Genomic DNA, 14373 nt, shown 5'->3' with positions numbered 1-14373 from the left:
ATGAGAATAGCTTTAGATGGAATGGGTGGAGATAACGCTCCAGTATCAAATGTAAAAGGAGCAGTTGACGCCATTAATGAATACAAAAATGTAGAATTAATTGTTACAGGAGATAAGGAAATTCTTGAAAAAGAATTTGCAAAATACGAATTTGATAAAAATAGACTTGAAATAATACACACAACAGAAGTAGTTGAAAATGAAGACAAACCTGTAAAGGCGATAAGAAGCAAGAAAGATTCTTCTATGGTAGTAGCTTTAAGAATGGTCAAAGAAGGAAAAGCAGAGGCTGTTGTTTCAGCTGGAAATACTGGTGCACTTCTTGCAGGAGGACTTTTCGTTGTTGGAAGAATAAAAGGTATAGATAGACCTTGCCTTTGTCCAGCAATACCTAATGTTAAAAAAGGAATGACAATAATAGCTGACGGTGGTGCAAATGCAGACTGTAAGCCAAGAAACTTAGTTGAATTTGCTGCAATGTCAGATATATATTCTAAAAAAGTTTTAGGTATAGAAGAACCTAGAGTAGCAGTTGCTAATGTCGGTGCAGAAGAAGGTAAAGGTAACGACCTAGTTAAGAAAGCATATGAAGAATTAAAAGGGCTTGATTTAAACTTTATAGGAAACGTAGAAGCCAGAGATGTTATAAATGATAAAACAGATATTATAGTTTGTGATGGATTTACTGGAAATATACTTCTAAAATCCGCTGAGGGTATAGCCCTTTCGCTTATGGGATTAATAAAAGAAACTCTTATGTCTAGTACAAAAGGAAAGCTTGGAGCTCTTTTAATTAAGGATGATCTTAGAAAATTAAAAGCATATATGGATTACTCAGAATACGGAGGAGCACCTCTACTAGGAGTTAAAGGTGGGGTTATAAAAGCTCACGGAAGCTCTGATGCCAAAGCAATAAAAAATGCTGTTAGACAGGCTATTAAATTTGCTGAAGGAAATGTTGTTGAGGATATAAAAGAATTCATAAATGAGTATTCTAAGAAGGAAGAAGAAGCCAGCGGTGATGAAGAATAAAATCACTATGGGAGAATAGGAAATATGGATATAAAAGCAGGTATTATAGGAGTTGGAAGCTATGTTCCTGAGAATGTAGTAACCAACTTCGATTTAGAAAAGATAATGGACACGTCAGATGAGTGGATAAGGACGAGAACAGGAATTTCTGAGAGAAGAAAGGTTACAGAAGGAGAGGCAACGTCAGATACTGCATCAAAAGCTGCATTAAAAGCATTAGAATGTGCAAAACTTGAGCCAAAAGATGTAGATATGATAATCCTTGCAACTATTACTCCAGACAGCCCTCTTCCAGCTACTGCTTGTATTGTTCAGGAAAATATCGGAGCAGTAAATGCTGCAGCATTTGATTTAGCAGCTGCTTGTTCTGGTTTTTTATATGCTATGAATATTGCGAAACGGTTTGTAGAATCAGGAGCATATAAAAACGTACTGATAATAGGAGCAGAAACTTTATCTAGTGTTATAAATTACGACGATAGATCTACAGCGGTTCTATTTGGAGATGGAGCAGGTGCTGCTGTTATCTCAGCTGTAGAAAATGGTGGTATCCTATCTATTACTAATGGTGCGGATGGTTCTGGTAAAGATTATCTTAAAATACCTGCTGGAGGATCCAGAATAAAAGCAGGTGAGGAGAGTATTAGAAATAAGCTTCATACAGTTCAGATGGCAGGAAATGATGTGTTCAAATTTGCTGTTAGAAAAATGGCTGATGAATCAGTTAAGGCTGTAGAAGCTGCAAATCTAACTCTTGAAGATATAGATTTTCTTATACCACATCAGGCTAACATAAGAATAATAGATTCGTCGGCAAAAAGATTAAAGTTAGAAAAAGATAAGGTATATGTAAATTTAACAAGATACGGAAATATGTCGTCGGCATCTGTTCCAGTGGCAATAGATGAAGCTTTTAGAGAAGGAAAGCTAAAAAAAGGCGATAAGGTAGTACTTGTTGGATTTGGTGGAGGTCTTACTTGGGGCGCTTCTGTTGTAGAGTGGAGTATATAGGAGGATTTATGAATAGAATCTGTGAAATACTAAATATAAAATACCCTATAATCCAGGGTGGTATGGCTTGGGTTGCTGATTCAAATTTAGCTGCAGCTGTATCAAATGCTGGAGGATTTGGGATAATTGGAACTGGTAGTGCTACTGCCGATATAGTTAAAAAAGAAATTGATAATTGTAGAAGATTAACTGATAAACCATTTGGAGTAAATGTAATGTTAATGTCTCCAAATGCGGATGAGGTTATAGATTTAATAATAGAAGAAAAACCAGCAGGGATAACAACTGGTGCTGGAAACCCAGCTAAATATATGGATAGATTAAAAGAAGCTGGAATAAAAGTAATTCCTGTTGTTCCTACAGTAGCTTTAGCACAGAGAATGGAAAAATTAGGTGCTGATGCTGTAATAGCTGAAGGGACAGAAGCTGGAGGACATATAGGAGAGCTTACAACTATGGTGTTAGTTCCTCAGGTTGCAGAAGCTCTAAACATACCAGTTATAGCAGCTGGTGGTGTAGCAGATGGTAGAGGAATGGCAGCTTCGTTTGCACTAGGTGCAGAAGGGGTTCAGATAGGTACTAGATTTATATGTTCTGAAGAATGTAACATACATCAGAATTATAAAGATGCGGTATTAAAAGCTAAGGATAGAGATGCAGTTGTAACAGGAAGACCAACAGGACATCCAGTTAGAACTCTAAAAAATAAATTAGCTAAAAAATTCTTGAAAATGGAAAAAGAAGGAGCATCTCCTGAAGCATTAGAAAAATTAGGAGCAGGTGCACTTAGATTAGCAGTTGTAGAAGGCGATAAAGATGGTGGATCTTTTATGGCAGGACAAAGTGCAGCAATGGTTAGAGAAATCAAACCTTGTAAAGAAATAGTAGAGGAAATTTCAAAACAGGCTTTAGATATAATGCCGGGAATATTTTAGGAGGGATTAGATATGAGTAAGACAGCCTTAGTATTTCCTGGACAGGGAGCTCAGTATACAGGAATGGCAAAAGACTTATACGAAAGTTTTCAAGTTGCAAAAGAAGTTATTGATAGAGCAGATTCTTTAATGGATTTTGATTTGATAAGTATGATGCACGATGAAGATAAAAAAAGTGAGCTTTCTAAGACAGAAAACACACAACCAGCTCTTTTAACACATAGTATGGCTATAATGGAAATACTATCTAAATATGAAAGCTTTAAATATGATGCTTGTTTAGGATTATCTCTTGGAGAGTATAGTGCTCTAACTGCTGCAAATGCAATGGATTTTAAAGATGCAGTATCTCTTGTTAGAAAAAGAGGACTTATAATGAGCAATGAAGTTGCAGATGGAGAAGGTGCAATGTGCGCTGTAATAGGAGCAAGTAGAGAACTTATAGAAGAGTGTATTCTCAAATTAGAATCAGGTACAGTTGAGATTGCGAATTATAATTCGCCAGCACAGATAGTAATATCAGGTGAAAAAGCAGCTGTAGAAGAAGCAGCAGTTCTTTTAAAAGAAAATGGAGCTAAAAGAGCAATTATGCTAGACGTAAGTGGTCCATTCCATTCTTCACTTTTAAAGGGAGCTGGAGAAAAATTAAAACTAGAATTAGATAAAGTCGATATGAAAGAGCCAAGTGTTGATGTTATATCTAATGTGGATGCAAATATACACAAAGATCCAGATGAAATAAAAGCTATACTTGTAAAACAGGTATATAGCTCAGTTCTTTGGGAAGATTCTATATCTAAATTAATCGATGAAGGTTTTGATAGATTTATAGAAATAGGACCAGGGAAAACACTTAGAGCTTTTATTAAAAAAATAGCATCTAAGAAAAAAGCTGATGTAGAAATAATAAATATAGATACAGCGGCTGATGTAAATGCATTTATCGAGTCAATTGGAGGTGAAACCAATGGCAACTAATAAACTAAATCTTGAAGGAAAGTCGGTGCTCGTGACTGGTGGCTCAAGAGGTATAGGTAGAGCAATAGCGATTGCATTTGCTGAAAATGGAGCAGATGTTGCTATAAACTATACATCAAATGAAGAAGCTGCATTAGAAGTGAGCAAAGAAATAGAAGCATTAGGAAAAACTTGCAAAATAATCAAATGCGATGTTTCAGATTTTGAAAATGCTACAAAAATGGTTGAAGATGTAGTAGCTGAATTTGGAAAAATAGATATTCTTGTAAACAACGCCGGAATAACAAAAGACGGATTGCTTATGAGAATGAAGGAAGAAGACTTTGATAAAGTTATAGATATAAACTTAAAAGGCGTTTTTAATGTGACTAAAGCTGCTACTAAGTTTATGATGAAGAAAAAATATGGAAGAGTAATAAACATGTCTTCTGTAGTAGGTGTTGTAGGAAATGCTGGACAGGCAAATTACTGTGCATCTAAAGCAGGTGTAATAGGATTTACTAAAGCTGTAGCTAAAGAATTAGCTTCAAGAAATATAAATGTAAATGCTATAGCACCAGGATTTATAGAAACAGATATGACAGATGTCTTATCAGATGATGTTAAAGAGAAAATGCTTGAGCAAATTCCTAAAAAATGTATAGGAAATGCTGAAAATATAGCAGATACTGCTCTATTCTTAGCAAGTGATATGTCTAGTTATATAACAGGTCAGGTTATTAACGTAGACGGTGGAATGGTTATGTAAATTTAATTAAAAGTTTTAAAGACTATTAAAACAAAATTAAATTTAAAATATAAAAACTCAAAATAGAAAACTAAAACTAAACTAAAAAATTAAAAATTTAAAAAGGTAATTATGGAGGAAATTAAAATGTTTGATAAAGTAGTAGAAATAATAGTAGATCAGTTAGGTGTTGAAAACGAAGGAATAACAATGGAAACTTCTTTAATGAATGATTTAGAAGCAGATTCATTAGACGCTGTAGAAATAATAATGTCTTTAGAAGATGAATTCGATATGGAAATACCAGATACAGCAGCTGAAGAATTCAAATCAATAGGCGATATAGTTAAATATATAGAAGCTAATAAATAATAAATTTTCATAAAAAAGAATAGTAAATCTAAGATAGATTGAAAATTGGAGGAAATTATGAAAAAAAGAGTTGTTATAACTGGTTTAGGATGCGTAACTCCAGTTGGAACAGGAAAAGACGATTTCTGGGTAAATATAAAAAGTGGTGTATCAGGTATAGATAAGATAACTAGATTTGATTATACAAATTACCAGACACAGATAGCAGGTGAGGTAAAAGATTTTACACCAGAAGATTATATAAGTAAAAAAGAACTAAAAAAAATGGATAGATTTACTCAGTTTGCAATGGTAGCTTCTAAGCTAGCTGTTGCAGACTCTGAGTTAGATTTAAACAATATAGACGGAAACAGAATGGGTACTGTAATAGGTACAGGAATTGGTGGAGTAGAAACAATAGAAGCTCAGCATAAAAACCTTCTTGAAAAAGGAAATAGAAGAGTTAGCCCATTCTTCATACCTATGATGATAGGAAATATGGCTGCAGGACAGGTAGCTATAGAATTTGGGGCAAAGGGACCAAGTACTAATATATGTACAGCATGTGCATCTGGAACAAACTCTGTAGGAGATGCTTTTAAGATAATCCAAAGAGGAGATGCAGATATTATGATAGCAGGGGGAACAGAAGCTGCAGTAGCTGAGTTTGCAGTAGCAGGATTCTGCAATATGAAGGCTATGTCTACCAACAACGACAACCCTCAGAAGGCATCAAGACCATTTGACAAAGATAGGGATGGATTTGTAATGGGAGAAGGATGCGGAATATTAATATTAGAAGAATTAGAAAGTGCTATAAAAAGAAATGCAAAAATATATGCTGAAATAGTAGGATATGGAATGACTTCAGATGCATATCATATAACCACTCCTGCTGAAAATGGAGAAGGTGCAGCTAGATCAATGCAGATGGCTATAAACGATGCAGGTATAGAGCCAGAAAAAATAGACTATATAAATGCACATGGTACTTCTACATATTACAATGATTTATACGAAACTATGGCGATTAAATCAGTATTTGGTGAAAATGCTAAAAATGTTTCTATATCTTCTACAAAATCTATGACAGGACATCTTCTTGGTGCATCTGGTGCAATAGAGGCTATAGTATGCGCACTTGCTATAAAGGATAATTTTGTGCCACCTACTATAAACTTAGAAAATCCTGGAGAGGGAATGGATTTAGATTACACTCCAAATAAAGGTAAAGAAAGAACTATAAATTACGCTCTAAGCAACTCGCTTGGATTTGGAGGACATAATGCTACTATAGTATTAAAAAAATACGAATAGAAAAATTTTCGCTAAAAAGTTTTCTAACTTTATTGGATATCATAAAAATATAGACAAGAGAAGTAACCATTATTTTTAAGTATTTTAGTATAGCGTAAAGATTGGTTATTATCTTGTCTTTTCTTTTGCTAAAAATATTACGTTATTGCATTGTTTCTTTCAATTTGGTATTATTATATCTATAAGTGCTTTAAAATAATTGAGTAAATAATACCTAATACACGGGAGGTAAATATAAAATGGAAAATAATAATTGTGGACAGATAAAAATATCAAATGAAGTTGTTTCTACAATAGCATGGATAGCAGCGCTAGAAGTTGAAGGTGTAGAATCTTCTCAGAGTATCGCAGATAAATTATTAAAAAATAATGGAGTAAAAATACAGCTAGAAGAAGAAGTTGTAACTGTAGACATTATGGTAGTTGTTAAATTTGGATTTGCTATACCAGATGTAGCATTTAAAGTACAGGAAAATGTTAAAAATGCTGTTGAAACAATGACAGGGCTAGACGTATCTCAGGTAAACATACATGTTCAGGGTGTAAGTTTCAAAAAAGATAAAGAAGAAGCTAAGAAAAATTAATGGATACCCTCTGATTTTTCAGAGGGTTTTTTAAGCGACAAAATATTTTTGTAAATTGAAAAAATTTATTGAATTAAACGGAAAAATTTGATTTAATAAATAAATATACTAAAAAATAGTGCGGAAAAAATTTAGGAGGGAATTTATGGGATTCAATAGAGTGAAGACAGTAACATCAAGAGAATATATGATGAAATTCATATACAACTTAGATGTTGTAAAAGACGATTTATCGGATTTAGAAAACAAGGTAAAGGAATTTTTAGTAGGTAACGAGGAGTATATAGTTAATAGATTTGAAGAATTAAAACTTCAGAGTTCAAATGACAGCGATGTACACGAATCTATGGAAACTGAAGAAGAAATAGATCTAGAAAACTATTTAAACCTAGATTATGTGTCTAATGTTTGTAAAATATACGAAGAAAAACACGAAGAAATAGACGAAGCAATAGATAAATATGCTAAAGGATGGTCTATAATGACAATGCCAAAAGTAGACGTTGCAATATTAAGACTTGCAATAGCTGAAATAGGATTTATAGATAGCATACCAGAAAAAGTATCTATAAATGAAGCTATAGAAATGGCAAAAATGTACTGCGATGATAAATCTCCAAAATTCATAAATGGGGTTTTAGGTAGTTACTTAAATGACAGAAAATAATCGAATAATAATAGGGATTGATACTAGCTGCTATACAACTTCTATAGCAGCTATAACTTTAAATAGAGAAATAGTATTTAATGAAAAGATAATGCTAAATGTAAAAAATGGAGAGCGTGGGCTTAGACAGAGCGATGCCGTTTTTCAGCATATTAAAAATTTTGGAGAGATTTCGGAAAGATTAAAAAAACATATTCATAAAAAGGAATATAAGGTAGAAATGATTTGTGCATCGGCTAAACCTAGAGATGTAGAGGAGTCATATATGCCTGTTTTTGAGGTTGGGAAAAATTTTGCAAAGACAATGGCAGCTATATTTGACTGTGAGATGCTAGAAACTACACATCAAGAAAATCATATAGCGGCATCTCTTTATGGCTGCGACAAAGAAGATTTAGAAAGATTTATATCTGTACATATGTCTGGTGGGACTATGGAAATTCTACTTACAGAAAAAGGTGATAAAGGATATAAGACGGAGATAGTAGGTGGAACAAAGGATATAAGCTTTGGGCAGTTGATAGATAGAGTAGGTGTAAAGATGGGATATGATTTCCCAGCAGGAAAGTATGTAGATGAAAATGCACTTTTATGTAAGGAAGAAGTTGCGAGTGGACTAAAAACATCTGTAAAAGACGGATATATGAATATATCTGGATTAGAGAACCAGGTGTACAAACTAATGGAAGAAAAGGACAAGTACTATGTTTCTAAGGCTGTCATGAATGCAGCTATAAAAAGCTTAGAGAAAGCATTAAGATTTGTGTGCGATAAATACAGTATAGAAGATGTTGTGTTTGTAGGTGGAGTTGCATCTAGTAAATATATTTCAAAGAAGTTGTCGAAAAAGCTTCAGAGAAATAATATTAACAGTTTCTTTACAGATGGTGCATACTCGTCAGATAATGCATGTGGTTGTGCTATAATAGGATTAGATAATTTTGTAATATAATTTAGATAATTATTTAGGAGAATTAAATATGGAAATTAGAGCACTTGAAATAAGCGAGGCAAATTCATATATAAAGAAAGTTTTATCTAATGATCCAATATTATACAACTTAAAGGTTAGAGGTGAGATTTCCAACTTTAAGATAAATTCTAGCGGACATGTATATCTAACATTAAAAGATGAAACATCTAAGATGAAGTGTGTAATTTTTAAGGGAAATTACGACAAGTCATTACAGCTAGAAGATGGAATGAAAATAGTTGCTAATGGATATATATCGGTATACGAAAGAGATGGAGCTTATCAGTTATATATACGAAAAGTAGAAAAAGATGGAGTAGGTAACCTTCATATAGAATTTGAAAAATTGAAGAAGAAGTTAAATCGGGAAGGGCTATTTGATCCGAGGTTTAAGAAAAAAATACCTTATATGCCCAAGAGTATAGGTGTTGTAACATCACAAACAGGTGCGGTAATTAGAGATATAATAAATGTTGTTAGGAGAAGGTTCCCTAAGGTTAATGTATATTTGTACCCAGTTGCTGTGCAGGGAGCAAATTCTGCGGATGAAATTGTAAAGGGGATAGAATTTTTCAATAAGATGCAGAATGTAGACACTATGATTGTTGGTAGAGGTGGGGGCTCACTTGAAGAGCTTTGGTCTTTTAATGAAGAAAAGGTGGCAAGAGCTATATTTGCATCAGATATACCTATAATTTCTGCAGTTGGACATGAAGTGGACTACACTATTTGCGATTTTGTATCAGATATGAGAGCGCCAACACCTTCTGCAGCGGCAGAAATTGCAGTGCCAGATTTGAATGAAGTGTTATATAGACTAGATAATTGTAAAAATCGGATAAAAAACAATATGTCTTCAGTTATAGAGAGAGATAGAAATAAAGCTGATAATACGTTTAATGCTATATGTACTATTGTAAAAAATGATGTTATCAATTTAGGAAAGAGTAACTTAGAGTTAATTTCAAATAAATTGACTAGAGCTATAGAGTCTAAGATAGAAAAAGAAAAGTATCAGCTAGAAAATAATTTTTCGGAAATTTGTTCTATAGTTAAGAATGAAGTTATAAAAGAGGGTAAGAATAATTTAAAGGTTATAGCAAATAGAATTGAAAATAGTATATCTAATAAAATAGATATTGAAAAATATAGATTAGATACTGCATCTGTGAATATGGTTAATAGTATGGAACAGATTATGAGCAGTAAGAAAGAAAATATGAGAAATACAGGAGCTTTACTACATAGCTTAAGTCCATTAGCTACGATAGATAGAGGATACTGTATGGTACAAAAAGAAGGAAAAACAGTCAACAGTACAGAAGACATAAATGTTGGTGAGTCTTTGAGTATTATGATGAGCGACGGGAGTGCAAACTGTACAGTTAATTCTATAGAAAAGAAATAATTTGAATTGAGAGGTAATCAAATGAACAATATAGAAAATATGACTTATGAACAAGCGTATTCAAGATTAGAAGAAGTTTTAAGAGCATTAGAAGATAAGAGTACGGGTCTTGATAAATCACTTGAGATGTACGAAGAAGGAATAGCTTTATATAGAAGATGTAAGGCTCTTTTAGATGAGGCTGAAATGAAGGTTAAGAAGTTTAATGAATTAGGATTAGAAGAAGATTTTGAAAAATAGTTTGTTTAGGAGGAAATAAAAATGGACTTTAAAGAAGAATTAAAAATAAGAGCTAAATATGCTGAAGAAATTATTAAAAAGTATATGCCAGAGGAAGTTGGTTATCAGAAAACTATAATGGAAGCAATGAATTATAGTTTAAGCTCAGGTGGAAAGAGATTAAGACCAGTTCTTACTCTTGAAGCTTGTAGAATAGTTGGTGGAGATACAGACAATGCAATTCCATTTGCAGCAGCTATAGAGATGATACATACATATTCTCTAATACATGATGACCTTCCTGCGCTTGATAATGACGATTTAAGAAGAGGTAGAGCTACAAACCATAAAGTATTTGGTGAGGCTATGGCAATACTTGCAGGAGATGCACTTCTTAACTTTGCGTATGAAACAATGCTTAAAGAATCTATAGGAAAAGAAAATCCAGAAAGATATTTAAGAGCTACATATGAAATAGCAAAAGGAGCAGGTATATACGGTATGGTAGGTGGACAGGTTGTAGATGTTCAGAGTGAAAATATGCAGATACCTAAGGAAAAATTAGACTATATACACGAAAATAAAACTGCAGCCATGATGGTAGGCTGTATGAGAGCAGGAGCTGCTATAGGTGGAGCTGATGAAAAACAGATGGAACTTATAACAGATTATGCAAATAAAATAGGGTTAGCATTTCAGATAGTTGACGACATACTAGACATAGTAGGTGATGAAGCTAAGCTAGGAAAACATGTTGGAAGTGATATAGAAAATAATAAATCTACATATCCATCTTTAATGGGACTTGAAAAATCTAGAGAAATAGCTACAGAATTAATTGAGGATGCTAAAAGAAGTATATCAAAGGTAACTGATGATACAGGATTCCTAGATGGTTTAGCTGATTATATATTATCTAGAGATCACTAATTTTTGATAAGGAGGTATATTATGAAATACCTTATGGAATTTTCACATAACGGAGCATTGGCTATAAGTATAATAGCGTGTTTTTTGGCTCAGTTTATAAAAATATTTACTGGAAAAGAAAAAAGAATAGATATAAAAAGAATAACTACATCTGGAGGAATGCCTAGTTCTCACACTTCTTTTGTAACTAGTTTAGCTACTGTTGTTGGAATGGTAGAGGGGTTCCACTCTACAAACTTTGCAATAGCTGTAGTTTTTGCTGCTATTGTAATGTACGATGCAGCAGGAGTTAGAAGAGCTGTAGGTAAACAGGCAACTATATTAAATCAGATGTTAGAAGACCTTCAACACGGTAAATTAATACAAAATGAAAAATTAAAGGAACTTATTGGACATACGCCTTTTGAGGTTTTAGGTGGTGCTATATTAGGAATAATAGTGGCACTTGTACTTATGTAATAAAGTAGAGGTGAGGATAATGTACAAATATTTGGATAAAGTAAACTCTCCTAAAGATATAAAAAATATGAGTATAGAGGAACTAGATCTTCTTGCAAAGGATATAAGAAAGTTTTTAGTGAGATCTGTATCAAAAACAGGAGGACATTTAGCTTCTAATTTAGGAGTAGTTGAATTGACATTGGCACTGCATAAAGTGTTTGATAGTCCGAAAGATAAAATAGTATGGGATGTTGGTCATCAGTCATATGTACATAAGATTGTTACAGGAAGAAAAGATAAATTTGACACATTAAGACAGCTTGATGGGATGAGTGGATTTCCTAAAGAAAAAGAAAGTTGTCACGATATAATAGATACTGGACACAGCTCTACTTCTATATCAACAGCAGTTGGACTTGCGTGCGCGAGGGATATAAAAGGTGAAGATGGAAGTGTTATAGCTGTTATAGGTGATGGTTCTATAACTGGTGGTATGGCTCTTGAGGCTATAAACCAGCTTGGGTATATAAAAAACGATATGATTATTATTCTAAATGACAATGAAATGTCTATAGATAAAAATGTAGGTGGGATGTCTACTTATATGTCTGGTTTGATTAGAAATTCTAAAGTTCACAAAATGAAAGGTGAAGTAGATAGATTTTTAAATATGACTAGTACAGGAGGGCAGATATCTAGAGCTGCAAGCAGACTCACAGATACTATAATGTATAGTTTTGTACCACAAGAATGTGCATTTTTTGATTCTATAGGGGTTAAATACTATGGTCCTATAGATGGTCATAGTATAAGTGATTTAATAGCTTGTTTAAAAAATGCAAAGGAAAGAAGAGGCCCTATGCTTTTACATGTTATAACTAAAAAAGGTAAAGGATATAGATATGCTGAGGAACATCCAGATAAATACCATGGTGTTTCTAAGTTTGATATAAAAGTTGGTGTACAACCATCTGATAAAAAAAGCATATCTGCAGCTGTTGGAGAAAAGCTATCTCAGATGGGTTGTATAGATGATAGAATAGTAGCAATAACTGCTGCTATGCCTTCAGGAACAGGGCTTAATATATTTGAAAAAAATCATCCTAATAGATATTACGATGTGGGAATTGCAGAACAGCACGCAGTTGCATTTTCTGCGGGACTTGCGAAAAATGGAATGAAGCCTTATTTTGCGGTATATTCCTCATTCCTTCAGAGAGGGTACGATCAGGTTTTACACGATGTCTGTATTACAGGAAAAAATGTTACATTCCTTATAGATAGAGCTGGTCTTGTAGGAAATGATGGGGAAACACATCATGGAGAATTTGATTTATCGTATTTAAACAGTATACCAGGAATTACTGTTATGGCTCCAAAAGATTCAAAAGAGCTTATGTCTATGATGGATTTATCTCTAGAAATAGATGGACCATGTGCTATAAGATACCCTCGTGGAAATTGTTATGAGTTAAATGTTGGAAAATATGGAAAAATAGAAACTGGTACATATGAGGTTTTAAAAGAAGGAAAAGATACAGTAATTTTAGCTATAGGGAATATGGTTAAAAATGCTCTTGAAGCAGCCGAGGTGCTAGAAAAAGAAGGTATAAGTGTTGGTGTTGTAAATGCTAGATTCTTAAAACCTATTGATGAAAAGTTATTAGATGAGATGTTTTCTAAATATAAAAATATTATTACTGTCGAGGATAATATAATCATCGGTGGTTTTGGAAGCAGGATATTGCAGTATGCGTCAGAAAAGGAATATAATAACAAGGTAATTAACATAGCATTACCAGAAAAATTTATTCCTCATGGTAGCTGCGAAGAGCTACAGGAATTAGCTGGAATATCAGCAAATAAAATTGTAGAAAGAATAAAAAAAATTTAGAGTTTATAATTGTATATAGAGTATAAATTCTGGAAAGGATTAATATGAAGAAAAGAATAGATGTGCTTCTAGTTGAGCAGGGTTACTTTGAAAGTAGAGAAAGAGCTAAAAAAGCTATAATGGCTGGATTAGTTTTTGTAGATAATCAGAGATGTGACAAGGCTGGAACAGAAGTAAAGGAAGATGCAAATATAGAAGTTAAAGGAAATCCAATCCCTTATGTAAGTAGAGGGGGATTAAAATTAGAAAAGGCTATGAAGAATTTTGACCTTACACTAGAGGGAAAAATTTGTATGGATATAGGAGCGTCTACAGGAGGATTTACAGATTGTATGCTTCAGAACGGAGCTATAAAGGTATTTTCTATAGATGTTGGATATGGACAGTTAGCATGGAAGCTTAGAAGTGATGAAAGAGTAGTTTGTATGGAAAGAACTAACATAAGAAACGTCACAACTGAGGATTTAAAAGAATTCCCAGATTTTGCTTCTATAGACGTATCATTTATATCATTAAAATTAGTACTTCCTGTAGCTAAAAAACTACTTAGAGATGGTGGAGAAATAGTAGCTCTTATAAAACCACAGTTTGAAGCAGGAAGAGAAAAAGTTGGTAAAAAAGGTGTCGTAAGGGAAACTTCAACTCATATAGAAGTTATAGAAATGATTTCTGATTTTGCGGTAGAAAATGGATTTGCTATTAAAAATCTAGATTTCTCGCCTATAAAAGGGCCAGAAGGAAATATAGAATACTTAATACATCTATGTACATCTAATGAAGGATTTACTTATGATAGAGAAAAACACTTTGAAAATATAAGAGAAGTTGTTGAAAAATCGCATCAGCTTAGCAAATAACCCGTAATATAGGGTTATTTTGCTAATTCATAAAAAATAAATTTTATAA

At 33.1% G+C, this 14373-nt stretch carries 16 protein-coding genes; all 16 read left to right on the top strand.

Going from position 1 to position 14373, the window contains the following annotated elements:
- The 16 genes from plsX to DWX74_RS00770 all read left to right on the top strand — a co-directional run bounded on the left by plsX (position 1) and on the right by DWX74_RS00770 (position 14324).
- Positions 1–1032 (top strand): phosphate acyltransferase PlsX, encoded by a 1032-nt coding sequence (gene plsX / locus DWX74_RS00845; RefSeq protein ID WP_118548225.1) that lies wholly within the window; start codon positions 1–3, stop codon positions 1030–1032.
- A 24-nt stretch (positions 1033–1056) separates the two neighbouring features.
- On the top strand, positions 1057–2043 hold the full coding sequence (locus tag DWX74_RS00840) for a beta-ketoacyl-ACP synthase III (RefSeq protein ID WP_118548223.1): 987 nt from the start codon (positions 1057–1059) through the stop codon (positions 2041–2043).
- Between the two features lie 8 nt (positions 2044–2051).
- Positions 2052–2978: an enoyl-[acyl-carrier-protein] reductase FabK gene (gene fabK, locus DWX74_RS00835; RefSeq protein WP_118548221.1), complete on the top strand. Its 927-nt coding sequence runs from the start codon at positions 2052–2054 to the stop codon at positions 2976–2978.
- A gap of 12 nt (positions 2979–2990) precedes the next feature.
- Complete coding sequence (fabD, locus tag DWX74_RS00830; protein ID WP_118548219.1) at positions 2991–3956, top strand: ACP S-malonyltransferase; 966 nt, start codon at positions 2991–2993, stop codon at positions 3954–3956.
- A complete protein-coding gene (gene fabG, locus DWX74_RS00825; RefSeq protein WP_118548217.1) occupies positions 3946–4704 on the top strand; it encodes a 3-oxoacyl-[acyl-carrier-protein] reductase in 759 nt (252 codons plus the stop codon). Before fabD ends, fabG begins: the two co-directional genes overlap by 11 nt.
- A gap of 111 nt (positions 4705–4815) precedes the next feature.
- On the top strand, positions 4816–5055 hold the full coding sequence (gene acpP, locus DWX74_RS00820; protein WP_270839983.1) for an acyl carrier protein: 240 nt from the start codon (positions 4816–4818) through the stop codon (positions 5053–5055).
- A 57-nt stretch (positions 5056–5112) separates the two neighbouring features.
- On the top strand, positions 5113–6351 hold the full coding sequence (fabF, locus tag DWX74_RS00815) for a beta-ketoacyl-ACP synthase II (protein ID WP_118548215.1): 1239 nt from the start codon (positions 5113–5115) through the stop codon (positions 6349–6351).
- Positions 6352–6590: 239 nt separating this feature from the next.
- Positions 6591–6935 (top strand): Asp23/Gls24 family envelope stress response protein, encoded by a 345-nt coding sequence (locus tag DWX74_RS00810; protein WP_006440060.1) that lies wholly within the window; start codon positions 6591–6593, stop codon positions 6933–6935.
- Between the two features lie 145 nt (positions 6936–7080).
- On the top strand, positions 7081–7602 hold the full coding sequence (gene nusB / locus DWX74_RS00805; protein ID WP_006440061.1) for a transcription antitermination factor NusB: 522 nt from the start codon (positions 7081–7083) through the stop codon (positions 7600–7602).
- On the top strand, positions 7589–8554 hold the full coding sequence (locus DWX74_RS00800; protein WP_118548213.1) for an O-sialoglycoprotein endopeptidase: 966 nt from the start codon (positions 7589–7591) through the stop codon (positions 8552–8554). The genes nusB and DWX74_RS00800 overlap by 14 nt, the downstream gene beginning before the upstream one ends.
- A gap of 28 nt (positions 8555–8582) precedes the next feature.
- Positions 8583–9983 carry an exodeoxyribonuclease VII large subunit gene (gene xseA / locus DWX74_RS00795; RefSeq protein ID WP_118548211.1) on the top strand — a complete coding sequence of 467 codons (1401 nt, stop codon included), beginning with the start codon at positions 8583–8585 and terminating at the stop codon, positions 9981–9983.
- A gap of 21 nt (positions 9984–10004) precedes the next feature.
- Positions 10005–10223, top strand: coding sequence for an exodeoxyribonuclease VII small subunit (gene xseB, locus DWX74_RS00790; RefSeq protein ID WP_118548209.1), 219 nt, complete (start codon positions 10005–10007; stop codon positions 10221–10223).
- Between the two features lie 21 nt (positions 10224–10244).
- Positions 10245–11132 (top strand): polyprenyl synthetase family protein, encoded by an 888-nt coding sequence (locus DWX74_RS00785; protein WP_118548207.1) that lies wholly within the window; start codon positions 10245–10247, stop codon positions 11130–11132.
- A gap of 21 nt (positions 11133–11153) precedes the next feature.
- Positions 11154–11591, top strand: coding sequence for a divergent PAP2 family protein (locus tag DWX74_RS00780; protein ID WP_118548205.1), 438 nt, complete (start codon positions 11154–11156; stop codon positions 11589–11591).
- Positions 11592–11610: 19 nt separating this feature from the next.
- Positions 11611–13467: a 1-deoxy-D-xylulose-5-phosphate synthase gene (gene dxs / locus DWX74_RS00775; RefSeq protein ID WP_118548203.1), complete on the top strand. Its 1857-nt coding sequence runs from the start codon at positions 11611–11613 to the stop codon at positions 13465–13467.
- 44 nt (positions 13468–13511) lie between these two features.
- Positions 13512–14324, top strand: coding sequence for a TlyA family RNA methyltransferase (locus DWX74_RS00770; protein WP_118548201.1), 813 nt, complete (start codon positions 13512–13514; stop codon positions 14322–14324).
- Positions 14325–14373: the final 49 nt, after the last annotated feature.

The sequence above is a fragment of the Peptoclostridium sp. AF21-18 genome (assembly GCF_003478825.1).
Lineage (GTDB): Bacteria > Bacillota > Clostridia > Peptostreptococcales > Peptostreptococcaceae > Peptacetobacter.
The sequence above is the reverse complement of the archived record's forward strand: the minus strand, read 5'-3'. Positions and strand labels throughout refer to the sequence as shown.